Raw genomic sequence first — 26,495 nt, 5'->3', positions numbered from 1 at the left:
GTCCCCGCTAGATGTCATCTTCTCGGCCACATGTCATGACATCTCGTCGAGAAGATGACATCTCGCGGGGTCAGGGGGCGAGGCGGTCGTCCTCGCCCAGCGCCGTCCGGACGGCGGCGACCAGGGAGAGCAGCCGGGCCGAGCCCGGCAGGTCCTCCCCGAGGACCACCTGCTCGGCGCCGTCGGCCAGCGGCAGCTTCCAGTTCGGGTACTCCGTGTCGGTCCCGGGCTGGTTCTGCGCGCGCCGCTCCCCCACCGCGTCGGTGAGCGAGACACCGACGAGCAGCGCGGGCGTGCGGACCACGTAGGCGTGCAGCGCCTCGACGAGCTCACGCTCGGTCGCGTCGGCTCCCACCAGCCCGTGCTCGCGCAGCCGGGCGAACATCCGCTCCCGCTCGGTGCGGGCCTCCAGCCGGACCTTCGTGACCGGCTCGGTGAGCAGCCCGAGCCGTTCGCGCAGGTCGACGTGCTCCTCCGCGAGGTAGCCCGCCACCGGCGGCAGGTCATGGGTGTCCACGGTCGCCAGCACGAGCCGTCGGTAGTCCTGCGGCTGCAGCGGGTAACCGCGCTGGTCCTTCTCGAACCACAGCACCGAGGTGCCCAGCACCCCACGCTCGGCGAGGTAGTCGCGCACCCACGGCTCGACGGTGCCGAGGTCCTCGCCGATGACGACGGCGCCCGCGCGGGCCGCCTCGAGCAGCAGGACGCCGACCATCGCCTCGTGGTCGTAGCGCACGTAGGTGCCCTCGCCCGCGCCCATCCCGTCCGGGATCCACCACAGGCGGAACAGCCCCAGGATGTGGTCCACCCGCACGGCCCCGGCGTGCCGCAGCACCGTGCGTGCCATGTCGCGCAGCGGCGCGTACGCCGTCCGGGCCAGGGCGTCGGGCCGCCACGGCGGCTGGCTCCAGTTCTGCCCCTGCTGGTTGTACATATCCGGTGGTGCCCCCACGCCGATGCCGTGGGCGAACACCTCCCGTAACGACCAGGCGTCGGCGCCGCCGGGGTGCACGCCCACCGCGAGGTCGTGCATGACGCCCAGGCCCATGCCGGCCTCCCGCGCCACCCGCTGGGCGTGGGCGAGCTGCTCGTCGGCCACCCACTGCAGCCAGACGTAGAAGTCCACCCGGTCCGCCAGCTCGCGGCGAGCACGGGCCACGAACGGGGAGCGGACGTCGCCCAGCTCGGCGGGCCACTCCTGCCCCTCGTAGTGCTCCCGCAGGGCGCACCACAGGGCGAAGTCCTCCAGGCCGTGCCCCTCTTCGGCGCGGAACCGCTCCAGCGAGCGCTGCCGGGACCGGCTCCGGCCGGCCTGGTAGACCACCTCCAGCGCGCGGCGCTTGGCGTCCCAGGCGGCGTCCCGGTCGATGGGGTCGTTGGTGGTGTTCGCCGGGCGGACCTCCTCGGCCGCCCACTCCACCAGGGCCCGCTGGGGCCCGGGGAGGTAGGCCACCTCGGCCACGGCCTCGGGCCGGAGGTACAGCGGGTTGACGAACCGTCGGGTCACCGGTAGGTACGGCGACGGCGTCATGGGGCCGGTCGGCTCGGCCGCGTGGAGCGGGTTGATGAGGAGGAAGTCCGCGCCGAGCTCGCCGAAGAAGCCGGTCAGCTCGCCGAGGTCGGCGAGGTCGCCGACGCCCCAGGACCGCGCCGACCGCACCGAGTACAGCTGCGCCATCACGCCCCAGCCGCGCCCGGTGGCGAGGCGGGGCTCGGCCAGCCGGTCCGGGGTGACCGCGAGCGGCGCCCGGTAGGTCTGGGTTCCGTCGACCTGGGCCACGAGCTCGTGCCAGCCGAGCGGCAGGTCCGCGGGCAGCACGAACGTGGCGCGCCCGGTCAGGTGGCCGTCGACGTCCCGGGGCTGGACCCAGAGGTCCTTCTGGGTCAGCGGCCAGGTCCCGCCGTCCTCGAGGTCGACGTGCACCGTCACTGTCGCGCCGTCCGGCACGTGCACGGGTACCTCGTGCTCACGGCCGGCCCGCACGACGACCGACGGCGGCAGGGGCGCCCGCCAGGGCGCGAGCTCCGCCTCCACCAGCGCGGCGCGCACCTCCTCGGAGGTGCCGGCCGGCACACCGAGGGCGCCGAGGACGGCGCGGATGGCCGCGGCCGTGACCGGGCGGTGCCGCCCGGTGTAGTCCCAGAACTCCGTGGCGACGCCGTGGGCCCCGGCCAGGCGGCGCAGATCGTCGTCGGGCGGCGCCGACGACGGCGCTGAGGTGTCGCTCATCTCGCTCCTGCTCGGCCGGCCACCACGCCCCCGGTGGGCACGGTCGCCGGCATCGGGATCCGATCCTGCCAGGTCGGCGGGGCGCCGTCGGGCACGCCCCACCAGGCGGGCGCAGGATGCTCCCGCGGCCCGCTCACGCCGCGGGGGTCAGAGCAGGGTCTCGATCTCCTCGGCGAGGTTGTCCGCCTCCGGGCCGACGACGATCTGGACGATGCGGCCCGAGCGGACCACGCCGAACGCCCCGGTCGACTTCAGGTCGGACTCACCCACCGCGGCGGGGTCCCGGACCTCCACGCGCAGCCGGGTGATGCACGGCTCGACGTCGACCACGTTGGGGGAACCCCCAAGTGCGGCGAGGATGTCCTGGGCCTTGCTCATTGCGATGTCCTCCACGATCGATTGCTGTGGGAGGGCGCTCCCACCTTGTCCTGCTGGAATCCTACCTGTGCGACACGTCTCACTTCGCCCGCCACCGCCGCGGCCCGGCCGCGCGGGCGCCGTCGGGGCATGATGACCGCAAGCCGTCGTCGACTGGAGCGCACATGAGCACCGAGCAGTACGGGGCGAGCCCGGACCGCGCCGCCACGGGTTTCGTAGCAGGGGCCACAGCAGGGGAGGCCGGGACCGCACCTGGTGCGGCGAGGACCGCCGCGGGGGTGGCGGGTACCGCCGCAGGTTCCGTCCGTGGGGTCGGCGTCAGCCCCGGGCTCGCCGCGGGGCCGGTGGCCCGGCTCGCCGCGCCGGCCGGGGAACCGGCCATCGCACGCCTCGCTCCGGACGCCGACCTCGACGCCGAGGCCGCCCGGGTGACGGCGGCCGCGGAGCAGGTGGCGGGCGACCTGACGACGGCGGCCGCCACGGTGGACGGCGAGCGGCGCGAGCTGCTCGAGACGACGGCGCAGATGGCGGCCGACCCCACCCTCGTGCGTGCCGCACAGCAGAAGGTCCGCGAGCACCATCTCGACCCCGCCCGCGCGGCCTGGGAGGCGGCCGGGGAGGTCGCCGACCAGCTGCGGGCCTTGGGCGGCTACATGGCCGAGCGCGCCCGCGACGTGCACGACGTGCGCGACCGCCTCATCGCGGTCCTCACCGGCGCCCCGATGCCGGGCGTCCCCCGGCGCACGGACCCGTTCGTCCTCGTCGCGCACGACCTGGCACCGGCCGACACGGCGCTGCTCGACCCCACCCAGGTGCGGGGGATCGTGACGGCCGAGGGTGGGCCGACGTCGCACACCGCGATCCTCGCCCGCGCCCTCGGCATCCCCGCGGTAGTGGGCGCCGGTGATCTCGCCGCGCTCACCGAGGGCCGGCAGGTGCTCGTCGACGGCGGCGCAGGCACGGTCACCCTCGACCCCGACGACGCCACGGTGCGCCGGGCCGCCGAGCGCGCCGCCCGGGTGCGCACGTTCGACGGCGCCGGCCGCACCGCGGACGGGCACCGGGTGGCGCTGCTGGCCAACGTGGGCGACCAGGCCGGCGCCGAGGCGGCCGCCGCCGCGGGCGCCGAGGGCGTGGGCCTGTTCCGCACCGAGTTCTGCTTCCTGGACCACACCGAGGAGCCGAGCGTCGAGAAGCAGGTCGCCGCCTACCGTCCCGTGCTCGCCGCCTTCCCCGGCCGCAAGGTGGTGGTCCGCACGCTCGACGCCGGCGCCGACAAGCCGCTGCCGTTCGTCACGGCCACGGAGGAGGTCAACCCGGCCCTGGGTGTGCGTGGCTTGCGCACCGCCCGGCGCGCCCCCGAGGTGCTCGACAACCAGCTCGAGGCCATCGCGCAGGCGGCCGGGGCGGAGGACGCCGAGGTGTGGGTCATGGCACCGATGGTGGCCACGGTCGCCGAGACCGAGGAGTTCGTGGCGGCCTGCACCCGGCACGGGCTGGGCATGGCCGGGGTCATGGTCGAGGTCCCCAGCGCCGCCCTGCTGGCCGGGCCTATCCTCGCCCGCGCCCACTTCGCCTCCATCGGCACGAACGACCTCACCCAGTACGCGATGGCCGCCGACCGGCTCCTCGGCTCCCTCGCCGACCTGTCCGACTCCTGGCAGCCGGCCGTGCTGCGGCTCATCGAGGCCACGTGCCGCGGCGGCGCGCAGCAGGCGCGCCCGGTGGGCGTGTGCGGCGAGGCGGCGGCGGACCCGGCCCTCGCCGTCGTCCTGGTCGGGCTGGGCGTCTCAAGCCTGTCGATGACACCGCGGGCGCTGGCCGACGTCGCGGCCGTGCTCGCCGCAACGGACCTCGAGCGCTGCCGGGAGCTGGCGCGGGTCGCCGTCGACGCCGAGTCGGCCCAGGACGCCCGCGACGCCGTCCGGGCCGGCCTGCCCGTGCTGACCGAGATGGGCCTGTGACGGGTGGGATGATGACGCCGTGAGTATCGAACCGACCGAGACGGACACGCTCTTCGCCGCGTTGGGCGGGCACGAGACCTTCGCGCGGCTGGTCGCGCGGTTCTACCAGGGCGTGCGCACGGACGAGCACCTCGCGCCGATGTACCCCCAGGACGACTGGGAGGGCTCCGAGGAGCGCTTGCGCCTCTTCCTCGAGCAGTACTGGGGCGGACCCACCACCTACTCCGACACCCGCGGGCACCCCCGCCTGCGCATGCGCCACGTCCGCTTCGCCGTCACGCCCGACGCCCGGGACCGCTGGCTCACGCACATGCGGGTGGCGCTCGACGAGCTCGACCTCGCCCCCGAGGCCGAGAACCTGCTGTGGGACTACCTCATCCGGGCGGCCGACTCCATGGTCAACACCCCCGAGACCAGCCGCACCCCGCTCATCTGACGGCGCGGCCCCGCCCAGAGAAGGAACGCGATGCCCGAGTCCCCCCGGCCGCTGCCGCTCACCCCCGAGGTGGCGGCCGGCCCCGACGTGCTGCCGGTGCCCGAGACCGACGCCGAGCCCCTCGCCTCGGTGCTGCGCACCCTCAGGCTCGAACGCCTCGGCGGGGACGAGTACGCGGGCAGCTCGCTGCCACAGCTCAACAAGCGCATCTACGGCGGTCAGGTGCTCGCGCAGGCGATCGTCGCCGCGGCGGACACCCTGGTCGGCGACGGCGACGGCGTCCGCCAGCTGCACTCGGTCCACGGGTACTTCCTGCGCCCGGGCAAGCTGGACCTGCCGATCACGTTCGCGGTAGAGCGGCTGCACGACGGACGGTCCTTCAGCACCCGGCGCACCCACGCGCTGCAGCAGGGCAAGCCGATCCTGTCGCTGATCAGCTCCTACCAGGAGGACCAGCCGGGCCGCGAGCACGGCGAGAGCGCCCCGGCAGCGCCGGACCCGGAGAGCCTGACCAGCGCCATCACGCTGTTCGACACGATCGACCACCCGGTCGCGAAGTTCATGTCCTCCATCGCCGCCTTCGACATCCGACACGTGGACGAGAGCGTCTACCTGCATGCGCCGCAGGCGCGTTCGGACGAGCAGATGCTGTGGATGCGGGCCCGTTCGCCGTTGCCGGCCGGGACCACCCAGCTCCTGCACCGGGCCCTGCTGGCCTACGCGTGCGACCAGGTGCTGCTCGAGCCGGTGCTTCGCCGTCATGGCCTGCACTGGCGCACACCGGGCCTGAGTGTGGCGAGCCTGGACCACGCCATGTGGTGGCACCGGCCCGTGCGTGTGGATGACTGGCTGTTGTTCGTCCAGCACTCCCCCAGCGCGCAGGGCGGGCGCGGTCTCGGGATCGCGAAGGTCTTCGACCGGTCGGGCGCCCACGTGGCGACAGTGGGTCAGGAGGGCATGGTGCGGGTGCCCGACGACGACGACCGACCGGCCCCCACCGACGATGACGGCGAGTGGCACCGGCCCGCGTTGCGCTGAGCCAGACTGTGAAATGTGACCGTCCGGCCCCCGTGCGTTCGGCGCTGGCGGGCTCCCCGAGGATGCTGGCGGCCCGGGCGGCGCTGAGCCGGCGGGCCGCCGCGGCCGTCAGCGGCGACCGGCCAGCGCCGAGGTGTTCTCCGCGGTCTTGATCATGGCGACGGCGAACTCGAGCGAGACGCGCGCGACGATGATGAAGAAGAGGGCGGGGATCCAGCCGAGCAGCAGGGTGAGCACCCCCAGGCCGGGTTCGTAGGCGAACCCCGCGAAGAGGTAGATGAGCCACGCCACGACGGAGAGGCCGATGGAGATCCCGTAGATCACCTTCGCGAAGGTCAGGGTGATGTACCTGCTGAACGAGAAGTCGAAGAGGGCGTGGAAGAACGAGCTGCCGCCCTGACCGGCCGGCGGGTATGGCGCCTGGCCGTAGGGCGAGTGGGGAGCGCCGGTGGCCTGAGCCGTCGGGCCATAGCTCCCAGCCTGGTACGCCGCCGCGTAGGACGGCCCAGAGTCGTACCCACCGCCCGGCTGGTTGCCGTAGGCAGGGGGTGTCGCGTTCGGCCATGGCTGTGACTGCTCGTACTGTGGCTGCGCTCCCGCAGGCCCGGGATGCTGGGGGTCCGGAGACACCGCGCACCTCCATTTCGGAACGTTATGGACTGATTTCGTCCCCAGGGTAACCATGGCGGCGCGGGGCCCCGACGGTTGCCGTGCGCGTGGCGCCCGCCCGAGTCACACTGTGCCCGTGCGAGGCGGGCGATGAGACTGCGGCGGGTGAGCGTGGACTCCCCCGGCCTAGGGCGGCGGCGTGCCGGCCGCGGCTGGGTGTACCTCGACGTCGACGGCTCCCGGATCACCGACCCTGAGGTGATCGCCCGCTGCAAGGCGCTGGTGATCCCGCCCGCCTGGCGGGACGTGTGGATCTGCCCCGCACCCAACGGCCACATCCAGGCCGTCGGCACCGACGACGCCGGGCGGCGGCAGTACCTGTACCACCCCGCGTGGCGGGAGAAGCGCGACGCCGAGAAGCACGCCCGCGTCCTCGAGCTCGCTCAGCGCCTGCCTGCCGCGCGCCGCCAGGTCTCCATCGACCTGGCCCGGCCAGGCATGCCCCACGCCCGGGCCCTCGCCGTCGCCTTCCGGCTCCTCGACCGCGGCTTCTTCCGGGTCGGCGGGGAGACCTACGCGGAGGACAACGGCAGTCACGGCCTCGCCACGCTGCGTAAGGACCACGTCCGCATCGGCAAGGACGGCCTCCTCACCTTCGTCTACACGGCCAAGTCGGGTCAGCTGCGCCGGCTGCAGCTGCGCGACGACGACCTCGTCGTTCCGCTGCGGATGCTGCGCCGCCGCCGCGGGGGCGGCGAGGAGCTGCTGGCCTACCGGGACAGGGGCGGGTGGCACGACATCACGAGCACCGACATCAACGCCTACATCAAGGACCGGGTCGGGTCCGACGCGTCCGCCAAGGACTTCCGCACCTGGCACGGCACGGTGCTGGCGGCGCTGGAGCTCGCGGCACGCAGTGCCGACGTCGAGAGCGAGCGCGCCCTCCTGCGCGCCGAGCGCGAGGCCGTCGCCGCCGTCGCGGGCTACCTCGGCAACACGCCGGCGGTGAGCCGCTCCGCCTACATCGACTCGCGCCTGATCGAGCTCGCGCACGACGGCGAGACCGTCGACCCCGGGCTCGCTCGCCGGGTGATCAAGCCCGAGGAGGAGACGCCGCCGGACACGCGGGGCAAGCCGGAGCAGGCGGTCATCGACCTGCTGGACGAGTCCTCCGCGAATGCGTCGTCGGGCTGACCCCGGAGCGCGTCAGTCGTCCCGCGGCCGACGGCGGAACCTGACCGGCTCCTCCAGGTAGGCGGACCACGCCTCCCGCTCCTGCTCGGACATCCGCCGTGGGCGCTCGGTCTTCTCATCGATGAGCACCAGCGTGGTCATGGCGCGCGCCGCGACCCCGTCCGGCCCGGGGATCTCGTAGCAGATGTCCAGGCTGGCCCCGCCCAGGTGGGAGATCCACAGCTCGACCGGGATCGGGTGCAGCGTGTACGGCAGCGGCGCGAGGTACTCGATCTCCTGGCGGGCGATGTAGGTGTTGGTGCCCGATCCCGGGCCGGTGGCCAGCACCTTCGTGCCCGGCGCGTGCGTGCGGGCGGCGGGGTCGACGCCGCCGCCGATCGCGTCGAAGTGCGCGTCGCCGGGCGTCGAGGCCCAGAACGCCGCGATGCGGGCCTCCTCCAGCAACGTGAACATGCGCGCGTTGTTGACGTGCTGGTACCCGTCGATGTCGCTCCACCGCAGCTGCAGCGGGATCGTCAGCCGAGCCATCCGCTCTCCTTTGCTCCGGGCCCACCCTAGGGGTCGGCCGAGCAACGAGGGGCCCGCGGCCGCGAGACGTCATCTCCCCCGGATCTCCCCCGGGCGAGAAGGTTCCGACCTGGCGAGCAGCCACAAACCAACGAGCGCCGTCGGGAAATCTCCCGACGGCGCTCGCGGTGTGCGGCGGTCAGTCGCGGGTGAGCTTGCGGTAGGTCACCGCGTGCGGCCGTGCCGCGTCGGCGCCCAGGCGCTGGACCTTGTTGGTCTCGTACGCCTCGAAGTTGCCCTCGAACCAGTACCACTTGGCCGGGTTCTCCTCGTCGCCCTCCCACGCCAGGATGTGCGTGGCGACGCGGTCGAGGAACCACCGGTCGTGGCTGACCACGACGGCGCAGCCGGGAAACTCCAGCAGGGCGTTCTCGAGCGAGCCGAGGGTCTCGACGTCGAGGTCGTTCGTGGGCTCGTCCAGCAGCAGCACGTTGCCCCCCTGCTTGAGCGTCAGCGCCAGGTTCAGGCGGTTGCGCTCGCCGCCGGAGAGCACACCCGCCGGCTTCTGCTGGTCCGGGCCCTTGAACCCGAACGCCGAGACGTATGCCCGGGAGGGCATCTCGACGTTGCCGACCTGGATGAAGTCGAGCCCGTCGGAGACGACCTCCCACAGGGTCTTCTTCGGGTCGATGCCGGCCCGGGACTGGTCGACGTAGGACAGCTTGACGGTCTCGCCGACCCGGAGGTCGCCGTCGTCCAGCGGCTCCAGCCCGACGATCGTCTTGAAGAGCGTCGTCTTGCCGACGCCGTTCGGGCCGATCACGCCGACGATGCCGTTGGGCGGCAGCGAGAAGGACAGGCCGTCGATGAGTACCCGGTCGTCGAAGCCCTTGCGCACGTCGTCGGCCTCGATGACCACCGAGCCCAGGCGTGGGCCCGGCGGGATCTGGATCTCCTCGAAGTCGAGCTTCCTGGTGCGCTCGGCCTCCGCGGCCATCTCTTCGTACCGCGCCAGACGAGCCTTGGACTTCGCCTGGCGGCCCTTGGCGTTGGAGCGGACCCAGTCCAGCTCCTCCTTGAGGCGCCTGGCGAGCTTGGCGTCCTTCTTGCCCTGGACCTGCAGACGCTCGCCCTTCTTCTCCAGGTACGTGGAGTAGTTGCCCTCGTAGGGGTACAGGCGCCCGCGGTCGACCTCGGCGATCCACTCGGCCACGTGGTCGAGGAAGTACCGGTCGTGGGTGACGGCGATGACGGCACCGGGGTACTTGGCCAGGTGCTGCTCGAGCCACTGGACGGACTCGGCGTCGAGGTGGTTCGTGGGCTCGTCGAGGAGCAGCAGGTCGGGCTGCTCGAGGAGGAGCTTGCACAGCGCCACGCGGCGGCGCTCACCACCGGACAGGATGCTGACGTCGGCGTCCGGCGGGGGGCAGCGCAGCGCGTCCATGGCCTGGGCGAGCTGGGAGTCGAGGTCCCACGCGTTCGCCGCGTCGATCTCGGTCTGGAGCTTGCCCATCTCCTCCATGAGCGCGTCGAAGTCGGCGTCCGGCTCGGCCATGAGGTTGCCGATCTCGTTGAACCGCTCGACCTTGCCCAGGATCTCGGCCACGCCCTCCTGGACGTTGCCCAGGACGGTCTTCTCCTCGTTCAGCGGAGGCTCCTGCTGCAGGATGCCCACGGTGTAACCGGGTGAGAGGCGGGCCTCGCCGTTGGAGGGCGTGTCCAGCCCGGCCATGATCTTGAGGATGGTGGACTTCCCGGCACCGTTCGGCCCGACCATGCCGATCTTGGCGCCAGGCAGGAAGGCCATGGTGACGTCATCGAGGATGACCTTGTCGCCATGGGCCTTACGCGCCCGCACCATGGAGTAGATGTACTCAGCCACTGCTCTCCGCATCGCTTCACGTGGGGTCGGTCTGCCCCGGGGCAGACCGCTTCAGTGTCCAAGGTTAGGACACCGCCCCGCCGCATCTCCTTCCGCGTTGCCAACACCACACTCTGGGCCGTGAGACTCCTGGGCCGCGCCCCCTGGCCGGGCTTTCAGCCAAAGGTCCCGAGCCCGGCCGCCGACAACTCCCCCTCGAGCTCCTCCTCGGTGATGTCGTCATCGCTCGGCAGCTGCGCGTTCTCGTCGTCCTCGGCCGCGGCGTCGTCGCCCTCGCCAGCGGCGTCGTCGTCCTCCCGCGCCTCCCACTGGGACCCGTCCGGCCCGGTGATCACACCGTTCGCGGTGCCTGGCACGGCGGCCGGCTCCCGGATCGTCTTGGTGTACTTGACCGTGCCGCCCTTGATCTCGACGGCCACCGCGTCGGCATGGATGACGTGGTCCCACCGCTCGCCGTTCTCGCCGGTCCAGGTGTCCACGTACACCTTGCCGCGTACGACGACCGGGTTGCCCTTGTGGAGGGAGTCGGCCACGTTCTCGGACAGGTCACCCCAAGTCTTGACGGTGAACCACTCGGTGCGCCCGTCCTTGTACTCCCCCGTGCTCCGGTCCCGGCCGCGCGGGGTCGTGCCCACCCGGAAGGTGACCCAGCTCGCACGGTTGGCCCCGACGCGCCGCACCGGGTCCGCACCCAGCCGGCCCTGCACCGTGATCTCGTTCCTGTCGGCCATGCTCGCTCCTCGGTCCGGGCCGACCCGGCGCCGGCCACGAGACACACGGTGCCCCGTCGGTGCACGCCGCCGCCGAGTACCGGGGACGGCCTGTGGACGGAGTGGCAGCTAGGGCGTGCGAACCGCCTCGCGCAGCTGCCGGTGCCGGGCGAGCACGGCGGCCGTTGGGCCCGTGAGCAGCCGGTCGACGACGACCCCCGCCGCCGCCACACGGTGTCTCTCCACGGACGCCGTCGCCGCGGCAGCGTCCTCGCGGCGCACGGCGACGGCCCGGGCAGCCACCGCCGCGGCGGCGAGCAGCCCGGACAGCGCCGGCACCACCGTCGCGGCCGCACTGAGCCCCTGCACCAAGGCCAGCACCAGGTACGCGACGGTCGCGAGCCCGAGCGCGGCGGCGAGGATCGTGAAGCGTCGCGCCCGCCGGCTCCCCGGCGCCTCGGCCTCGGACGACGCGGCGACGGCGTCGCCCGTGGCGGCGCCCAGCTCCGCGGCCGACGCGACCGTCGCGTCCACGCAGGCCGCCCACCGCACCGGAAGCCCGGCCGTGGATACGGTCACCCACCGCGTCCGCACCGCCGAGACGACGGCGTCGGCCACGCCCGGTCCGGCGGCACGGGCGAGCTCGGCCGCGGCGCGACCGGTATCGGGCAGGTCCGGCTCCGCGCTCCCGACCTCTTCCGCCAGACGTGCTGCCACGGCGTCGACCTCGGCCCGCGCAGTGACCAGCCTCGTAGTTGGACGGGCGACGGCGTCGGCCAGGTGCTCGCGGACCGCGCCGATGCCCGTCTGCTGGGCGGCGGAGGTGGCCAGCACCTCCACGGCGTCCAGCCCGTCGGCCGCGAGCAGCTCCAGCACGTGCGCGCGCACCCTCTCCACCCCACCGGCCGGAAGGGTATCGGCCTGGTTGACGACGACGATCAGGTTCTCCTGACGGTCGTGCAACGTTTGCAGGTACCGCTCGTGGAGGAGGTTGTCGGCGTACTTCTGCGGGTCGACCACCCATACGAGCAGGTCCACCAGCGGCAGCAGCCGGTCCACCTGCTCGGCGTGCTCGCGCGCGATCGAGTCGTGGTCGGGCAGGTCCAGCAGCACCATGCCGTGCAGGTCACGCTCGTGGTCGCCATCGAGCTCGGACTCCCGCTGGATGCGGCGCAGCGGCGCGACCTGCAGGAAGTCGAGGAGGGCGGTGGCGTCCGCGCCCCACACGCACGCCGCGGCCTCGTCGGTGGTCGGTCGTAGCATGCCGACGTCGGCGAAGAGGAGCCCCGAGATGGCGTTGAAGAGGGAGGACTTGCCCGAGCCCGTGCCGCCGACGAGGGCCACGACCGTGTGCTCCGTACCCAGGGCGAACCGGGCGCGGACGCCCTCCAGGTCGGCGCGGGCAGTCGCGGCGGCCGCCGGAGCGACCTGGTCGCCCGCGATGTCGAGGGCGTCGGTGAGGACGGCGAGACGTGCCTCGAGCTCCGCTGCGGTGCGGTCCGCGGCGGCGGGGCGGGTGGTGGTGGTGAGCCTCATGCGAGGTCCCCCAGCTCGGTGGCCAGCTCCCGCAGACAGGTGCCATCAATGGTGTGCAGCCCCGCCAGGGCGTCGAGGTACGGCGCGGCGGCGCCGCGCACCGCCGCGCCGGCCCGCGCGAGAATGTCGGCGCGGGTGCGGTCGAGGACGCCGGCCCCCTCCTCGCCGAGCAGCCGGGTCACGGCGGGTGACGCGCCGGGAAGGCCCAGGCCGGCCGCCTGGACGAGCGCCGCCAGCCCGGAGAGGTCGAGCGTGGCGTGCGCGCGGGGGCGAGCGGGGTCACCTCGGTGACGACCGCGGCACGCCAGGCGGTCACGACCTCGCCGGCCAGGCCGTCCGCCGAGGGCGAAGCGGTTGCGGTCGCGAGGGCACGGGCGCCGTGGTCCGGCCAGGCCCGCGTGAGGGCGGCGGGCACGGCCCGCAGAGCGTCGGCGAGGAGGAGCTCTGCCTGCGCGGCGGCCGCGTCGGCCACACGCTGCGCCGCCGCGTTCCGGTCGGCGAGCGCGCGGCCACGCCAGCCTGCGCGGATCCGGCCGGCCCCGACCAGCGGGGCCAGCGGCCCGCCGTCGGACGCCGCCTCCCACTGCGCGGTGGGGGTCCCGGCTGCTGCCTGCCCGTCCCGCAGCGCGGTACTGATCGCCGCCGCGGACTTCGCGATGGCCTCGGTGGTGAGCGTGCGCAGCGTGGTCACGGCCGCGCCCTGGGCGTCCGCTCCATCCGCGAGTGCGCCGAGCGCCGCGCGCAGCCCCCCACCGGTGCCGCGGGTGGTCCGGCGCACCACACCGGCCGCCTGCTCACGGCGGGCGAGCAGGCGCAGGAAGGCGTCCAGCTCGCCGGTGCGGGCCACGTCGAGCGGCCCCTCGTGCGGCCCGGCGTCGGTGATGAGGAAGAGCGGGACGGAGCCCAGCCCGGCGGCGTCGAGCCGGGTGAGCAGGTCCGCGCGGACGGCGGCACGCGCCGCCGTCGGCACTCGGTTGAGCACGACGGCGACCGAGATGCCCCGTTCGTCCGCGTCCCGCAGCGTGGCCCACGGGATGGCGTCGCCGTAGCGCGCGGCGGTGGTGACGAATACCCACAGGTCGGCCGCCTGGAGCAGCTGCGCCGAGAGGGTGCGGTTGTCTGCGTGCACGGAGTCGAGGTCGGGGGCGTCGAGCATTGCCAGCCCGTTGGGCACGCCGTCGTGGGCGACGACGTCGGCGAGCGCGGTGAGCGGGTGTGCCTCCAGGGCGGCGGCGTCGTCGGGGTGGACGGCCAGGACGGGACGGCGGGTGGTGGGCCGCAGGACGCCGGCCTCGCTGACCTCGGCACCCACGATGGTGTTGAGCAGGGTGGACTTCCCGGCCCCGGTGGAGCCGCCCAGCACGACGACGGCGGGCACCGAGCCCCGGAGCCGGGGCAGCAGGCGGGTGTCGACCTGGGTCAGCACGCGCTCGCGGAGGACTCGCATCTCGGTCGCCTCGAGGTCGAGCGGGAAGCTCAGGCGTTCGACCACGGCGCGGAGGTCGGTGAGGGGTGCGGTGCGCGGATCATCGGGCCGGTCGTCGATGACCTCGTCGATCACGTCTGACTGAGCGGTCACGGGGTCATTGTCGACGACGACCCGCCCGCTTCCGCGGAAGCGCGCCGCAGCGGGCGTGGTGCGCGGGCTCGCGGGCGTGCACGGGACGGCTCGGCGCTTCGCTAATCTGTGCCGTGCGCCCTCGTAGCTCAATGGATAGAGCAACGGCCTTCTAATCCGTAGGTTGCAGGTTCGAGTCCTGCCGGGGGCACCGGTGCGCCGTCGCTGCTGGCGGCCTGTGCAGTGCCGGGCTCATCGACGTCCCGCCTGCGACGATGACGCCGTGCCGAACCTCGCATCCCTCTCGTGGCCCGTCTGGACAGCCCGCCTGGCCATTCGCCCGGCCACCGCCGACGACATCGTGGCGACGTGGGCCTACCGCCGTCTCGACGAGGTGAACCGCTGGATCACCAGAGCCCCTGCCACCCTGGAGGAGTACGGCGCCCAGTTCGTGGATCCCGACCGGCTCGCCAAGACGCTCGTCATCGAGCGTGACGGGCAGGTGATCGGCGACCTCATGCTCAGCGTGGAGGATGCCTGGGCCCAGGCCGAGGTTGCCGACCAGGCCACGGGCGTGCAGGCCGAGCTGGGCTGGTCCCTGCACCCCGACCACGCCGGGCGCGGCTACGCGACCGAAGCCGTCCGCGAGCTGATCCGGCTCTGCTTCGAGGGTCTTGGCCTGCGTCGGCTGACGGCAAGCTGCTTCGCCGCCAACGAGGCGTCATGGCGTCTGATGGAGCGGGTCGGCATGCGCCGAGAGGCCTACACGATCCGGGACTCGCTGCACCGCTCCGGCACCTGGCTCGACGGCATCACGTACGCGCTCCTGGCCGACGAGTGGCGGGGCGAGACACCGCCCTACTGATACTTGTCGTGCCCGGCGCCCCGGCGGGTCGCCGCAGCGGGGGCACGAGGTCGCGCATGAGGTGGCCACGGGGCAGTCCCGAATGTCGGTGGCGCCCCCTAGTGTCACGGGCATGGGGCGCATCGTGTTCGACACCGCGACGACCATCAACGGCTGGATCGCCGACGAGGACAACTCGCTCGCCTGGCTCTTCGCCGTCGAGAACGGCACGGAGCCGGACGACGGGCTGTTCCCCGCCGAGGCGACCGTGATGGTGGAGGGCTCCACCACCTATGAGTGGGTGCTCGCCGAGCAGGACATCCTCGCCCACCCGGAGAAGTGGCAGGAGTTCCACGGTGACAAGGCCACGTTCGTCTTCACCACCCGGGACCTCCCTGTGCCCGAAGGCGCCGACATTCGGTTCGTCTCCGGCGGCGTGGCCGATGCGCTGCCCGCGATCCGGGCGGCGGCGGGCGACGGCGATATCTGGGTGGTCGGCGGCGGGGACCTGGCGGGCCAGTTCCTCGACGCCGGCGCGCTCGACGAGATCGCACTGTCGGTGGCGCCTGTCGCGCTGACGGGCGGGGCCCCGTTGCTGCCGCGCCGGGTGGGGTCCGACCGGCTCCGGCTGGTCTCGGCGACGGCGGTGGGGCAGTTCGCCCGACTGGTCTACGCCGTGCGGCCGACGACCTGAGGGCACGGGAGGAGGCCGGTCAGCCGCGCTGCTCCCGATAGGCGCGCACCACGTCGGCGGCGATCCGCCCACGGTCCGCGACGGTGTACCCCTGCGCCTGCGCCCAGGCCCGCACCGCCGCGGTCTCGCCGTCGCCCCGCGGCTTGGTGGCGCGCGTGGCGCGTGCCGCGGGGGCGACGACGCCGCCCACCCCTGGGACGTCGTCCTGCGGCGCGAACACCTCGGCCGCGGCGGGTGCGGCGTGGGCGCGCAGCTCCCGCAGCGCGGCTCCGAGGAAGCGGTACGTCGACTCCTGCGCTAGAGGACGGGTCTCGGTGAAGACCACCGGCACGGCCGGGAAACGGGCCTGGGCCTCGGCGAGGGCGTCGGCGACGGCGCCCGCCGAGACGTGCTCGAGCTTGAACAGCGCGCTGTACCGGTCCTCCACGACCACGGCCGCACGGGGCAGTGCTGCCAGCTCGGCGAGGGCGTAGGTGAGCTTGCCCGTGGTGAGGCTGCCGGCGAGGTCCGCGAGCGACTTGCGCTCGACGGCGGCGGCCACCTCGCCGTCGAGCTCGACGGCGTAGTCGCCCGCCGGCAGTGCCCGTCGCTGTGTGGACGCCTGCTGGTGAGAGAAGGTGTACGGGTACTTCTCCCTGGAGTCCACGAGGATCTCGAGGATCTGCCCGGCGGCCCGGCGGGTGGGCAGCGCGACGTTGGGCCGCGCCTGCTTCGCGGTGCGCGGTGACTGCCAGAAGATCATCTCCCGGCCCCGCGCCCGGGTGAGGACGATCTGGGACCGGTTCTCCCGGGCACGGTCGAGCACCAGGTCGATCGCCGGGCCGCGGCGCGAGCACGAGCGCACCGCGACGCGCTCCACGATCTCCGCGTCGGCTGGCCACCCGTCGGCCCGGTGGCAGTACAGCTTGCTGGTCCGGGCCAGGTGTCCCGGGTCTTGAGCACCAGGCCCCGCTCGCCGAGCGGGATCCGGATCAGGTACTGCAGCGACGAGCCGGCGTCCGGGTTCTTGGCGATCAGCAGATCAGCGACCACGTCGCTCCCCTCGTTCTGGCGCCTGCTGGACGGCGGCGTGCGCCGCCGTGATGGCAGTGTGCCCCACTCGCCGGCCTTGAACCGCCGGCTCGGCAGCCTGCGCGTCGGACCCCAGGCGCTGGCCCGGTGGTCGGCCGACGGGTGCGGGGGCCGCCCACCACTACCCTGGGCTGGTGAGCCGCAACAATGGACCTCAGGATGCGATCGTCTGGATCGACTGCGAGATGACCGGGCTGGACCTGGTCAAGGACGCCCTCATCGAGGTCGCCGTCGTCGTCACCGACTCCGAGCTGCGCCCGCTGGACCCCGGCATCGACCTGGTGATCGCCCCCACGCCCGGAACGGTGGAGCAGATGGACGACGTCGTCCGCACCATGCACACCCGGTCGGGGCTGATCGAGGAGCTGGCCGACGGGCTCGACATGGCGGAGGCGCAGCGCCGGGTGCTCGAGTATGTGCGGCAGTGGGTGCCGGATCCGCGCAGGGCGCCCCTGGCGGGGAACTCGGTGGGCACCGACCGCACCTTCCTCGCGCGTGACATGCCGGAGCTGGTCGACCACCTGCACTACCGGATCATCGACGTCTCCTCCATCAAGGAGCTGGCGCGCCGCTGGTACCCGCGGGCCTACTTCCAGTCGCCGCCCAAGGGCGGTGGGCACCGCGCACTGGCGGACATCCTCGAGTCGATCGACGAGCTCCGCTACTACCGTGCGGTGCTCTTTCCCGGCGGCGACGGCCCGGACTCTGCCACCGCGAAGCAGGTCGCGGCCGACGTCACCGCGACCTCGACGGCGCTCGCAATCGCTGAGCTGGCGCAGCGCGCCGCCCAGAGCGGCGCCCGGAGCGGCGCCGCTCCGGAGCCATCCGGGCAGGCGTGACATAGGCCACCCCGTCGGGATTCGGGCGGCCGCACGGGTTCCGCTATGCTGATCCACTGTTGTCGGGAGTTTCCTGCAACAGCATGGTGGGTGTAGCTCAGCTGGTAGAGCGCCGCGTTGTGGTCGCGGATGTCGCGGGTTCAAGTCCCGTCACTCACCCCACCAAGAAGGGGCGGGTCCGTCACGGACCCGCCCCTTCGTCGTGCTGCCCGTCCGGACGGCGGCCACGCGGCGCCCAGATGGCCGCTCGCTACCAGAATGCGCGGACCGCGATCGCGTCGGCGAAGTTGTCGACAGCACCCGGCGTCGTGGACAGGTACAGCGAGGCGTCCACCAGGGAGACCTCCATGACGCTCATGGTGCCGTTGAGGCCCTCGACCACGTCGATCCGGCAGAACGTGAGCTGCTCGTCGCGGCCCAGCCGGCTCTTGATGTAGGAGTGGATGGCGCCCCGGACCTCCTCGCCCAGCCGCCACTCGGCGTCGGTGGCCTGGCGCGCGTGCGCGACCTCCCGGGGCGCCTGCGTCCCGGGCCGGTACGGGCCCTGGAGCATGGCCTCCTTCTCGACGGCGTGGGAGACGAGGCCGTTCATGTAGATCAGCGCGGTCTCACCCCGCTTGTCCACCGACTCCAGGTAGCGCTGGACCATCACGGTGCGGCCCTGGTTCAGCAGGTCCATCGCGTGGTTGATGGCCTCCCGGCGCGAGTTCCCGTCGACCGCCGTGTACCGGCCCGCCTCGGCCGACCCGGAGGAGACCGCCGGCTTGACCACGAACTCACCGCCTGCGGGGAATCGGGTGTGCACCTGGTGCTTGCTGAGCTTCCGCTCGGGCTCGAGCCAGACGGTCGGGATCATCGGCATGCCCCGCTCGGCGAGCTCGAGCAGGTAGTGCTTGTCGGTGTTCCACCGCAGCACGTCGGCGTGGTTGACGATCTTCGGCACCGACTCTGCCCAGCTGAGGAACTGGTCGCGCCGCGCGGCGTAGTCGTGCACCGAGCGAAGGACGACGAGCCCAGCGGCGGACCAGTCGACGTCGGGGTCGTCCCACACGGCGATCCGCGGCTCGATGCCGCGCTCGGCGAGGGCGTCGGGCAGGGCGGCATCATCCTCGGCGAGATGGGGCAGCGCTGCGCAGGTGGCGAGGGTCACGATCGGCTTTGACACGCGCCAAACCTACCGTGGACGCGCAGGCGGGACCGCGGGTCGCCGCGGGCGGACCTTCCGGACGCCCGGCCCGTCACATGCCGACGCCCCTCCAGCGACCCGAGGGCGACCCCGCTTGAGCACCCCTTCAGCGCCCGCGCCCCGCACCGTCTCACCAGCCGTGTGACCTCACTCTCACCGGCGAGACGGTGATTCCGAATGGTGAGAAACTGGGCACGCTGGTTCGCGTGCCGGACCCGGCAGCAACGAGTCTTGGACTCAGCGGCGCCGCTCTTTGCGCCCCCTCCCCACCGACGGCCGGCCCCCGCCGCGTCGGAGACACGATCGAAGGACCACCATGAGCACCAACCTCCGTCGCGGCGTCGCACTGGCTGCCTCCGCCGCCCTCGCCCTCACCCTGGCCGCCTGCAGCAGCGACTCGGAGGCCGGCGGCGACGCCGAGAAGGGGTCCGAGGACAACCCCGTCCGCATCGGTGTCGTGGGCGCGTCCGACCCGCAGTGGGACGTCTTCTCGGACCTCGCCGAGGAGGACGGCATCGCCGTCGACATCGTCGACTTCACCGAGTACACCCAGCCCAACCCGGCCCTGACGGACGGCGACCTGGACCTCAACCAGTTCCAGCACATCCTCTACCTCGCCCAGTACAACGAGGCGGACGGGCAGGACCTCACCCCGATCGGCGCCACCGCCGTCTACCCGCTGGCGCTGTACTCGCAGAAGCACACCAGCGTCGAGGACATCCCCGACGGCGGCGAGATCGCCATCCCCAACGACGTGACCAACCAGGCCCGCGCGCTGTTCGTGCTCGAGGAGGCCGGTCTGATCACCCTCAAGGACGACGCCGGCATCGTCCCCGACCCCACCGACATCGACGAGGCCGCCTCCAAGGTCACCGTCACGCCGGTCGAGGCGAACCAGACCGCCGTCGCGCTCGACTCGGTCGACGCCTCGGTCGTCAACAACGACTTCGTCGACGACGCCGGCCTCAACCCCGACGACGCGCTCTTCGCGGACAGCGCCGAGTCCGAGGGCGCCCGCCCGTACATCAACGTCTGGGTCTCCCGGGCCGAGGACGCGGACAGCGAGCTGTTCCAGCGCATCATCGAGCTCCACAAGTCCCCCGAGGTCGAGAAGGAGCTCATGAAGAGCTCCGGCGACACGGCGTCCATCGCGAACCAGTCGGCCGCGGAGCTCCAGGAGATCCTCGCCGAGGTCCAGGCCAGCCTCACCAAGTGAGCCCAGACGGCAGGGGCCGACGGCGGGTGCGTCCCGCCGTCGGCCCCTGCCGTGTCAGCGAACGAACCAGACGTACCGGGACAATGACCCCATGACCGACTTCATCCGCCTCGAGGGCGTGCACAAGACGTTCGGCGACGGCCCGCGCGCGGTGCACGCGGTCGAGGACGTCACCCTCTCCATCGACCGGGGCGAGATCTTCGGCGTCATCGGGTACTCGGGCGCCGGTAAGTCCACGCTCGTGCGGCTCATCAACGGCCTGGAGCCGGTCACCACCGGGCGTCTCGTGGTCGACGGCGCTGAGGTCTCGGCGATGGGCGAGAAGGCGCTGCGCGGAGTCCGCGCCGAGATCGGCATGGTGTTCCAGCAGTTCAGCCTCTTCCCGTCCAAGACCGTCGCCGAGAACGTGGCCTACCCGCTGCGCGTCGCCGGCTGGGACAAGGTGCGGCGCGCGGCCCGGGTGACCGAGCTGCTGGAGTTCGTCGGGCTTGCGGACAAGGCGAATGTCCGGCCGCCGCAGCTCTCCGGCGGGCAGAAGCAGCGTGTGGGGATCGCCCGGGCCCTGGCCCGGGACCCGAAGATCCTCCTGGCCGACGAGGCGACGTCGGCGCTCGACCCCGAGACCACCCGCGACGTGCTTGGGCTCCTGCGCCGTGTCAACGCCGAGCTCGGTGTCACGATCGTGGTCATCACCCACGAGATGGACGTGGTCAAGTACCTGTGCAACCGGGTCGCCGTCATGGAGCTGGGGCGGGTAGTCGAGCTGGGCGCCGTCTACGACGTGTTCTCCAACCCCCAGCAGGAGGCCACGCGCCGGTTCGTCGGCACCTCGCTGCGGGACCGTCCCAGCCCCGAGTCGCTGCGGCGGCTGGCCGCCACCCACCCCGGCACCCTGGTGACCGTGGGCATCCAGGAGGAGACCGGCTCCTCCGCCCGCCTGATGCGCACCCTCGCCGAGTACCGGGTGGACGGGGCGATCGTGTACGGCGGCATCACCGAGATCGGTGAGCGCCCCTTCGGGTCGCTCACGCTCGCCCTCACCGGCGAGCCCGCCGCCATCGACGGGGCGCTGACCGACCTCCGCACCCACACCACCGTGCACGAGTACCCCGAGCTCGCCGGCGCCGTCCCCGGCTCGCCCGCGACGGGTAGCGCGCCCCCGAGCGAAGGACAGGAACAGCGATGAAGTTCGACTGGGCCGAAGACTGGCAGGTGTTCCTCGAGGCTTTCGGCGAGACGATCTACATCGTCGCCGTCGCCCTGGGCGTGGGTGGTCTGGTGGGCCTCGTCCTGGGCCTGGCGCTGTACACCACCCGCAAGGGCGGGCTGTTCGCGAACAACGCGGTGTTCACGTTCCTCAACGTGCTCGTGAACTTCGTGCGGCCGATCCCGTTCGTCATCTTCCTGACGGCGATGGGTCCACTGACGATCCTGATCACCGGCTCACGTATCGGCACGGACGCTTTCATCGTGCCGGCGGCGATCATGGCGTCCTTCGCCACCTCACGGATCGTCGAGCAGAACCTCGTGGCGCTCGACCCGGGCCTGATCGAGGCTGCCCGGTCCATGGGCGCGTCCCCGCTGCGGATCATTTGCACGGTGGTCATCCCGGAGGCGCTCGCCCCGCTGATCCTGGGCTACACGTTCATCTTCGTCGCGGTCGTGGACATGTCCGCCCTGGCCGGCATCGTCGGCGGTGGCGGCCTCGGGAACTTCGCCCTGACGCAGGGCTATCAGCGTTTCGACTGGGTGACGGTGTGGATCACGGTGCTGGTCATCGTGGCCCTCGTTCAGGCGGTGCAGTTCCTCGGCAACTACCTCGCCCGGAAGGTGCTGCACCGCTGACCCGCGACTTGCTCGCGACATGTCATCCGCTCCGCGACTGACATGCCCTCCCCCAGACGCCGGTGTGCCTGATGTCACCCGGCCGCGGGTACCCCTGGAGTTTGAGGGCCTCCGACGGGTGCGGTAATGTTTCAACTCGCGCCGGGGCAGAGTTCCGCAGGCGCCGAGCACCGCTAGCTCAATTGGCAGAGCAACTGACTCTTAATCAGTGGGTTCCGGGTTCAAGTCCCGGGCGGTGTACTCCCGAAGGTCCTCGTCCCCGCTCCGTGGGGCGGGGACCTTTCGTCGTACACGCCCAGCAGCCAGGCTCCGGTCACCCCGGGCGACATGCGTCACGTTGCACGGACTGTTCCTGCCGGCCTCCCACCGCGTACGCGGCAGGCGCCGTCCCCCGCCGGTCGCCAGTCGTAGCGGGAAGGGCGACGCGGGAGCCAGTCACCCCGGCCGGATGATGCCCCGTGCAGCGGCACGGCTGATAGTCGCGCCATCCGCCTCGTGCAACCCTCCCGATCCAGGAGCGTCGATGAGCGATCTCGTTGAGTACCCTCCCGGTGGCGAGTTCCCCGGCACGATCGGGCGCACGGTCCATGAGTCGAGCCCAGCCTGGCCGGCACCGGCGCGCGCTGCGGACGGCGCACCGAACGTTCTGTTCTTCGTGCTCGACGACGTCGGGTACGGCCAGCTCGGCTGCTTCGGTGGGCTGGTCGACACGCCGAACATCGACCGGGTAGCCGCGGCCGGGCTGCGCTACGCGAACATGCACACCACCGCGCTGTGCTCGCCCACGAGGGCGAGCATCCTCACTGGTCGCAACCACCATTCGAGCGGTGTCGCCTGCATCATGGAGCTCGCGACCGGGTACCCGGGCTATGACGGCCGCATGCCGTTCGAGAACGGCATGCTGCCTGAGATGTTGGTGCCCGCGGGGTACAACGCGTTCTGCCTGGGCAAGTGGCACCTCTCGCCGTCGGAGGAGAACACGGCGGCTGGACCCTTTCACCGCTGGCCGCTCGGCCGCGGGTTCGAGCGCTTCTACGGGTTCCTCGGCGGTGAGACCAACCAGTGGTATCCCGATCTGACGCTGGACAACTCCCCGATCCCCGCACCACGGAGCCCCGACGAGGGTTACCACCTCAGCGAGGACCTTGCTGACCACGCAATCACGTTCCTGCTCGACGCGCACGTCAACGCGCCTGAGAAGCCGTTCTTCATGTACTACGCCACCGGGTGCGGGCATGCGCCGCACCACGTTGCCAAGGAGTGGGCGGACCGGTACCGGGGCCGGTTCGAGGGGGGCTGGGACGCCTACCGTGAGACGGTCCTCGGGCGCCAGAAGAGGATGGGTCTGCTCCCCGCCGACGCCCAGCTGTCGCCCCGGGACCCGGACGTCCCCGAGTGGTCGACGCTCTCGGCGGACGAGCGGCGCCTCTACGCGCGGATGATGGAGGTGTTCGCCGGGTTCGTCACGCACGCGGACCACCACTTCGGGCGGCTCCTCGATACGCTCGAGCAGATCGGTGAGCTCGACAACACGCTCATCATGATCATCTCCGACAACGGCGCCTCCGCCGAGGGCGGTGCCACGGGCTCGTTCAACGAGATGCGCTTCTTCAACATGGTGCCGGAGAGCTTCGAGGACAATCTCGCGCACATCGACGACCTCGGCGGGCCGTCCTCCTACAACCACTACGCCTGGGGCTGGGCGTGGGCCGGCGACACGCCGTTCCGGCGATGGAAGCGAGAGACCTACCGCGGCGGCTCGACGGACCCCTTCGTCCTCGCTTGGCCGGCCGGGATAGCGGCACGGGGGGAGGTCCGCACGCAGTACGCGCACGCGATCGACATGGTTCCCACGGTGCTCGATGCGCTCGGAGTCCAGCCGCCGGAGACGGTCCGCGGTGTGCCGCAGACGCCCCTGGAGGGCGTCAGCCTAGCCAGCACCTTCGATGGGGCGGGCGCCCCCTCGCAGCACGTGACCCAGTACTTCGAGATGTTCGGCCACCGCTCGATCTACCACGACGGCTGGCGGGCGGTGTGCCCCTGGCCGGGACCGGACTTCACGACGGCGAGCCGGAGCGGCCGCTCGTTCGGCAGCCCCATCACGCCCGACGTGCTCGAGGAGCTTGACCGAACCGGCTGGGAGCTCTACCGGATGAGCGACGATCCCACCGAGTCCCGTGACGTCGCCGCCGACCATCCGCAGATCCTGCGTGACCTCGTCTCCCGCTGGTGGGCTGAGGCGGCAAAGTACAAGGTGCTGCCGCTAGACGGGTCGGCCCAGGCCAGGCTTGCCACCGCGCGCCCACAGACATCGAAGCCGCGTAGCCGGTTCGTGTACTACCCCGGCGGGTCGGTGGTGCCCCCGTTCGCGGCGCCCCCGATCTACAACCGCGCGTACTCCATCGAGGCGGACGTCGAGATCCCGGCGGGTGGCGCGGAAGGTGTGCTGCTGGCCCAGGGCGGCGACGCCGGCGGGTACAGCTTCTACGTCAAGGACGGCCGGCTCATCTTCCTGTACAACTACGTCGGTCTCGACCATTTCGAGGTGAGTTCCGAGGACGGGGGGCTCACCGAGGGCCACCACGTGCTGCGCTACGAGTTCGAGCCAACCGGCGACCCGGACATCCCGCACGGCAAGGGGGTGCCGGGACGCGCGCAGCTCTACGTCGACGGCGCCCTGGTGGGCGCTGCCGAGTTCCCGTACACCACACCGCTGCTGTTCGAGCTGGAGGGCCTGAGCTGCGGGTCCGACTTCGGCGCCCCGGCTGCGGAGTACAAGCCCCCCTTCGCCTTCACCGGCACGATCCACCAGGTTGCCGTCGATCTCGCGGGCGAGCTGATCTCGGACGACGAGGCCGACCTGCGCGTCCTCATGGCACGGGACTAGTCGGGATCTGCGCGACCGCTCTTCGATCGAGGTGGAGGGCGTACCGACATGTCCCGGGAAACGTCGTCGGAGCGTGTCCGTTCTGCGTCGTGTCGCTGCCGACCATGGGCGAGCCCGCGGCAGGGCGCGGCGTGACCGCAGCACCTCCGCCGGGTGCCGGGTGCTGCGGGTCAGTCGCCTCGGGCGTCCCGCCTCGCCACACGGCGGCGGTGACGCCGCATGAGGCCGAGCCCGATCCACACGAGCGACCCGAGTACGGCCACCACGATGGTGAACAGCCACATCGGCCAGGTGAAGCTCCAGACGAGGAACTGCAGTGTGACGTCGTCGCGGTTCTGCAGGATGAACACGAGGAGCAGCCCGCCGCCGGCGAGCGTGGCGAGCATCGCGCCGCTCAGTCCGGCTTTGGTGCGCCCGCCGCCAGTTCCAGGAGTGCTTGCGGGGCTGGGGCTCTGCTGGGCCATGACCGCCTCCTACGTTGCCATCCGACCATAGAACCGCTGGTTGGAACGGGCGTCACCCGCCATGGATGACCCTGCAGCGGGGATTCGCAGGCCGTCGGACCGCTCAAGCGCAGCGGCGAGGGATCATGGCGACACGGGCGGGAAACCACAGGCCTCGCCAGGGCGGCTCGAGTGCCGGCCGGGACCGCGGTCGCCGGCAGGGGGCTCTGGACCGCGGTCGCCAGCAGAGGGCGTGCAAGACAGGACCCGTACCTGATGACCCGGCCGGCATCGCCAACGGCGCGACGGTCACCCGTTACGAGGGAGGACTCCATGAGGGCGAGCAGCCAACATGGCCCAGTGACGTCCGACGGCATGATCCGTATCCCCGCCGGACGGTTCCGGATGGGCGCGACGGGGCACTACTCCGACGAGGGACCCGTGCACGACCGCACGGTGCCGGGGTTCGAGATCGACGTAAATCCGGTCACCAACGCCGACTTCGCCAGGTTCGTCGGGGCCACTGGTTATGTCACCGTTGCCGAGCGGCCCGTCGACCCCGCCCTCGTTCCCGGTGCCGCCGCGGAAGACCTTGCGCCCGGCTCCGTTGTGTTCGTCGGCACGCCCGGCCCGGTGAACCTCACCCTCTGGCGGCAGTGGTGGGACTGGCGGGCTGGGGCAACCTGGCGGACACCGCACGGACCAGGCAGCGGCATCGACGACAAGGCCGACCACCCAGTGGTACAGGTGAGCTACGAGGATGCCGCCGCGTACGCGTCCTGGGCGGGCGCGTTCCTGCCGACCGAGGCGGAGTGGGAGTACGCCGCCCGTGGCGGGCTCGACGGGGCGACCTACGCATGGGGCGAAGAGCTCAGACCCCGCGGCACTCTCATGGCCAACACCTGGCAGGGACGTTTCCCGTACGACAACACAGGTGCCGACGGCTGGTTCGGGACGTCACCGGTCGGAAGCTTCCCCCCGAACGGTTTCGGCCTTGCTGACATGATCGGAAACGTCTGGGAGTGGACCACCACCCCCTACGCCTCCACGCACGTCGTGCCCTCCTGCTGCAGCCCCGCGACGGTCGGCCTTCCGCTCCAGCCGGTGGCCCGGCCGGCAACCGGCGTCGCGCGGACGCTCAAGGGCGGCTCCCATCTTTGCGCCCCCGAGTATTGCGAGCGCTACCGGCCCGCGGCTCGGTCACCGGAGTCGGAGGACTCGGCGACGACGCACATCGGTTTCCGGTGCGTCAGGCGGTCAGGGCGACGCTAGCCGGGCGTCGTCGGATCGGGCTCCACGAGGGCGAGCGAGACGCCTTGGGCGCGGCCGCTCGGTGTGACCGTCAAGACACGGCGAAGATGTTGTCCAGGTGCCGGTGCGCGGCCCACCCGCGGATTCCGGAGCATGCCTGACGTATTCCAGTAGGTG

23 protein-coding genes, 3 tRNA genes and 1 pseudogene are annotated in these 26,495 nt (G+C 72.1%); 15 read left to right on the top strand and 12 right to left on the bottom strand.

The genetic code is table 11. The features are described 5' to 3' along the window. Positions 1–70: 70 nt before the first annotated feature. Together malQ and FE374_RS05645 are read right to left on the bottom strand one after the other, a co-directional pair. Entirely contained in the window at positions 71–2,230 is a 2,160-nt protein-coding gene (gene malQ, locus FE374_RS05650) for a 4-alpha-glucanotransferase (protein ID WP_139927625.1), read from the bottom strand. Positions 2,231–2,377: 147 nt separating this feature from the next. Continuing rightward, the gene (locus tag FE374_RS05645; RefSeq protein ID WP_139927624.1) at positions 2,378–2,608 is read right to left on the bottom strand and encodes a glucose PTS transporter subunit EIIB; all 231 of its coding nucleotides are present in this window, start codon (positions 2,606–2,608) and stop codon (positions 2,378–2,380) included. A 164-nt stretch (positions 2,609–2,772) separates the two neighbouring features. On the opposite strand from FE374_RS05645, the gene ptsP reads away from it, so the two are divergent. Genes ptsP through FE374_RS05630 form a run of 3 tightly spaced genes read left to right on the top strand, consistent with a single transcriptional unit; the run spans position 2,773 to position 6,046 of the window. Then, on the top strand, positions 2,773–4,572 hold the full coding sequence (gene ptsP / locus FE374_RS05640) for a phosphoenolpyruvate--protein phosphotransferase (protein ID WP_139927623.1): 1,800 nt from the start codon (positions 2,773–2,775) through the stop codon (positions 4,570–4,572). A gap of 19 nt (positions 4,573–4,591) precedes the next feature. Beyond that, positions 4,592–5,008, top strand: coding sequence for a globin (locus FE374_RS05635; protein ID WP_330998441.1), 417 nt, complete (start codon positions 4,592–4,594; stop codon positions 5,006–5,008). 30 nt (positions 5,009–5,038) lie between these two features. Next, the gene (locus FE374_RS05630; protein ID WP_139927622.1) at positions 5,039–6,046 is read left to right on the top strand and encodes an acyl-CoA thioesterase; all 1,008 of its coding nucleotides are present in this window, start codon (positions 5,039–5,041) and stop codon (positions 6,044–6,046) included. A 108-nt stretch (positions 6,047–6,154) separates the two neighbouring features. Here the strand turns inward: FE374_RS05630 and FE374_RS05625 are convergent, their stop codons facing one another. After that, complete coding sequence (locus FE374_RS05625; RefSeq protein WP_168205605.1) at positions 6,155–6,676, bottom strand: DUF4282 domain-containing protein; 522 nt, start codon at positions 6,674–6,676, stop codon at positions 6,155–6,157. A 144-nt stretch (positions 6,677–6,820) separates the two neighbouring features. On the opposite strand from FE374_RS05625, the gene FE374_RS05620 reads away from it, so the two are divergent. Continuing rightward, positions 6,821–7,849: a DNA topoisomerase IB gene (locus tag FE374_RS05620; RefSeq protein WP_230978471.1), complete on the top strand. Its 1,029-nt coding sequence runs from the start codon at positions 6,821–6,823 to the stop codon at positions 7,847–7,849. A gap of 12 nt (positions 7,850–7,861) precedes the next feature. On the opposite strand, the gene FE374_RS05615 is transcribed toward FE374_RS05620, so the two are convergent. From FE374_RS05615 to FE374_RS05590, 6 genes are all read right to left on the bottom strand, one after another. Further along, positions 7,862–8,377: an acyl-CoA thioesterase gene (locus FE374_RS05615; protein WP_139927619.1), complete on the bottom strand. Its 516-nt coding sequence runs from the start codon at positions 8,375–8,377 to the stop codon at positions 7,862–7,864. A 178-nt stretch (positions 8,378–8,555) separates the two neighbouring features. Beyond that, positions 8,556–10,238 (bottom strand): energy-dependent translational throttle protein EttA, encoded by a 1,683-nt coding sequence (gene ettA, locus FE374_RS05610; protein WP_139927618.1) that lies wholly within the window; start codon positions 10,236–10,238, stop codon positions 8,556–8,558. Positions 10,239–10,393: 155 nt separating this feature from the next. Beyond that, positions 10,394–10,969: a single-stranded DNA-binding protein gene (locus FE374_RS05605; RefSeq protein ID WP_139927617.1), complete on the bottom strand. Its 576-nt coding sequence runs from the start codon at positions 10,967–10,969 to the stop codon at positions 10,394–10,396. Positions 10,970–11,077: 108 nt separating this feature from the next. Then, positions 11,078–12,484 (bottom strand): GTPase, encoded by a 1,407-nt coding sequence (locus FE374_RS05600; RefSeq protein ID WP_139927616.1) that lies wholly within the window; start codon positions 12,482–12,484, stop codon positions 11,078–11,080. Further along, positions 12,481–12,666 carry a hypothetical protein gene (locus FE374_RS05595; RefSeq protein ID WP_139927615.1) on the bottom strand — a complete coding sequence of 62 codons (186 nt, stop codon included), beginning with the start codon at positions 12,664–12,666 and terminating at the stop codon, positions 12,481–12,483. Before FE374_RS05595 ends, FE374_RS05600 begins: the two co-directional genes overlap by 4 nt. Further along, on the bottom strand, positions 12,663–14,063 hold the full coding sequence (locus FE374_RS05590) for a GTPase (RefSeq protein WP_139927614.1): 1,401 nt from the start codon (positions 14,061–14,063) through the stop codon (positions 12,663–12,665). The genes FE374_RS05595 and FE374_RS05590 overlap by 4 nt, the downstream gene beginning before the upstream one ends. 117 nt (positions 14,064–14,180) lie before the next feature. On the opposite strand from FE374_RS05590, the gene FE374_RS05585 reads away from it, so the two are divergent. The 3 genes from FE374_RS05585 to FE374_RS05575 all read left to right on the top strand — a co-directional run bounded on the left by FE374_RS05585 (position 14,181) and on the right by FE374_RS05575 (position 15,580). Next, a tRNA-Arg gene (locus FE374_RS05585) sits at positions 14,181–14,253 on the top strand. 72 nt (positions 14,254–14,325) lie between these two features. After that, a complete protein-coding gene (locus FE374_RS05580) occupies positions 14,326–14,907 on the top strand; it encodes a GNAT family N-acetyltransferase (protein WP_139927613.1) in 582 nt (193 codons plus the stop codon). A 112-nt stretch (positions 14,908–15,019) separates the two neighbouring features. Next, on the top strand, positions 15,020–15,580 hold the full coding sequence (locus FE374_RS05575) for a dihydrofolate reductase family protein (RefSeq protein WP_139927612.1): 561 nt from the start codon (positions 15,020–15,022) through the stop codon (positions 15,578–15,580). Between the two features lie 19 nt (positions 15,581–15,599). Here FE374_RS05575 and FE374_RS05570 read toward each other — a convergent pair. Beyond that, a pseudogene (locus FE374_RS05570) lies at positions 15,600–16,612 on the bottom strand (ERCC4 domain-containing protein). 173 nt (positions 16,613–16,785) lie between these two features. Here FE374_RS05570 and orn point away from each other — a divergent pair. Both orn and FE374_RS05560 read left to right on the top strand, forming a co-directional pair. Then, complete coding sequence (gene orn, locus FE374_RS05565) at positions 16,786–17,490, top strand: oligoribonuclease (RefSeq protein ID WP_139927611.1); 705 nt, start codon at positions 16,786–16,788, stop codon at positions 17,488–17,490. Positions 17,491–17,576: 86 nt separating this feature from the next. Beyond that, positions 17,577–17,652, top strand: a tRNA-His gene (locus FE374_RS05560). 88 nt (positions 17,653–17,740) lie between these two features. Here the strand turns inward: FE374_RS05560 and FE374_RS05555 are convergent. Beyond that, the gene (locus tag FE374_RS05555; RefSeq protein WP_139927610.1) at positions 17,741–18,655 is read right to left on the bottom strand and encodes an ATP-grasp domain-containing protein; all 915 of its coding nucleotides are present in this window, start codon (positions 18,653–18,655) and stop codon (positions 17,741–17,743) included. 337 nt (positions 18,656–18,992) lie between these two features. Here FE374_RS05555 and FE374_RS05550 point away from each other — a divergent pair, with 337 nt between their 5' ends. The 5 genes from FE374_RS05550 (at position 18,993) to FE374_RS05530 (ending at position 24,624) form a co-directional block, all read left to right on the top strand. Further along, positions 18,993–19,892: a MetQ/NlpA family ABC transporter substrate-binding protein gene (locus FE374_RS05550; RefSeq protein WP_139927609.1), complete on the top strand. Its 900-nt coding sequence runs from the start codon at positions 18,993–18,995 to the stop codon at positions 19,890–19,892. A gap of 91 nt (positions 19,893–19,983) precedes the next feature. Then, a complete protein-coding gene (locus tag FE374_RS05545) occupies positions 19,984–21,078 on the top strand; it encodes a methionine ABC transporter ATP-binding protein (protein WP_139927608.1) in 1,095 nt (364 codons plus the stop codon). Continuing rightward, positions 21,075–21,737, top strand: coding sequence for a methionine ABC transporter permease (locus tag FE374_RS05540; protein WP_139927607.1), 663 nt, complete (start codon positions 21,075–21,077; stop codon positions 21,735–21,737). The genes FE374_RS05545 and FE374_RS05540 overlap by 4 nt, the downstream gene beginning before the upstream one ends. Positions 21,738–21,904: 167 nt before the next feature. Continuing rightward, positions 21,905–21,977 (top strand) — tRNA-Lys (locus FE374_RS05535). Between the two features lie 283 nt (positions 21,978–22,260). Further along, positions 22,261–24,624: an arylsulfatase gene (locus FE374_RS05530; RefSeq protein ID WP_139927606.1), complete on the top strand. Its 2,364-nt coding sequence runs from the start codon at positions 22,261–22,263 to the stop codon at positions 24,622–24,624. Between the two features lie 170 nt (positions 24,625–24,794). On the opposite strand, the gene FE374_RS05525 is transcribed toward FE374_RS05530, so the two are convergent. After that, positions 24,795–25,088 (bottom strand): lipopolysaccharide assembly protein LapA domain-containing protein, encoded by a 294-nt coding sequence (locus tag FE374_RS05525; RefSeq protein ID WP_139927605.1) that lies wholly within the window; start codon positions 25,086–25,088, stop codon positions 24,795–24,797. 354 nt (positions 25,089–25,442) lie between these two features. On the opposite strand from FE374_RS05525, the gene FE374_RS05520 reads away from it, so the two are divergent. Beyond that, positions 25,443–26,339, top strand: coding sequence for a formylglycine-generating enzyme family protein (locus FE374_RS05520; protein ID WP_139931388.1), 897 nt, complete (start codon positions 25,443–25,445; stop codon positions 26,337–26,339). The last annotated feature ends 156 nt before the right edge of the window (positions 26,340–26,495 follow it).

The sequence above is a fragment of the Georgenia yuyongxinii genome (genome assembly GCF_006352065.1).
GTDB classification, from domain to species: domain Bacteria; phylum Actinomycetota; class Actinomycetes; order Actinomycetales; family Actinomycetaceae; genus Georgenia; species Georgenia yuyongxinii.
This window is presented reverse-complemented; position numbering and strand designations above follow the sequence as displayed.

Bases quoted from the DNA above. Each gene is read 5' to 3' on its own strand.
- malQ (WP_139927625.1), bottom strand. From the start codon at position 2,230: ATGAGCGACACCTCAGCGCCGTCGTCGGCGCCGCCCGACGACGATCTG.
- FE374_RS05645 (WP_139927624.1), bottom strand. From the start codon at position 2,608: ATGAGCAAGGCCCAGGACATCCTCGCCGCACTTGGGGGTTCCCCCAAC.
- ptsP (WP_139927623.1), top strand. From the start codon at position 2,773: ATGAGCACCGAGCAGTACGGGGCGAGCCCGGACCGCGCCGCCACGGGT.
- FE374_RS05630 (WP_139927622.1), top strand. From the start codon at position 5,039: ATGCCCGAGTCCCCCCGGCCGCTGCCGCTCACCCCCGAGGTGGCGGCC.
- FE374_RS05615 (WP_139927619.1), bottom strand. From the start codon at position 8,377: ATGGCTCGGCTGACGATCCCGCTGCAGCTGCGGTGGAGCGACATCGAC.
- FE374_RS05605 (WP_139927617.1), bottom strand. From the start codon at position 10,969: ATGGCCGACAGGAACGAGATCACGGTGCAGGGCCGGCTGGGTGCGGAC.
- FE374_RS05600 (WP_139927616.1), bottom strand. From the start codon at position 12,484: ATGAGGCTCACCACCACCACCCGCCCCGCCGCCGCGGACCGCACCGCA.
- FE374_RS05575 (WP_139927612.1), top strand. From the start codon at position 15,020: ATGGGGCGCATCGTGTTCGACACCGCGACGACCATCAACGGCTGGATC.
- FE374_RS05550 (WP_139927609.1), top strand. From the start codon at position 18,993: ATGAGCACCAACCTCCGTCGCGGCGTCGCACTGGCTGCCTCCGCCGCC.
- FE374_RS05545 (WP_139927608.1), top strand. From the start codon at position 19,984: ATGACCGACTTCATCCGCCTCGAGGGCGTGCACAAGACGTTCGGCGAC.
- FE374_RS05540 (WP_139927607.1), top strand. From the start codon at position 21,075: ATGAAGTTCGACTGGGCCGAAGACTGGCAGGTGTTCCTCGAGGCTTTC.
- FE374_RS05530 (WP_139927606.1), top strand. From the start codon at position 22,261: ATGAGCGATCTCGTTGAGTACCCTCCCGGTGGCGAGTTCCCCGGCACG.
- FE374_RS05525 (WP_139927605.1), bottom strand. From the start codon at position 25,088: ATGGCCCAGCAGAGCCCCAGCCCCGCAAGCACTCCTGGAACTGGCGGC.
- FE374_RS05520 (WP_139931388.1), top strand. From the start codon at position 25,443: ATGATCCGTATCCCCGCCGGACGGTTCCGGATGGGCGCGACGGGGCAC.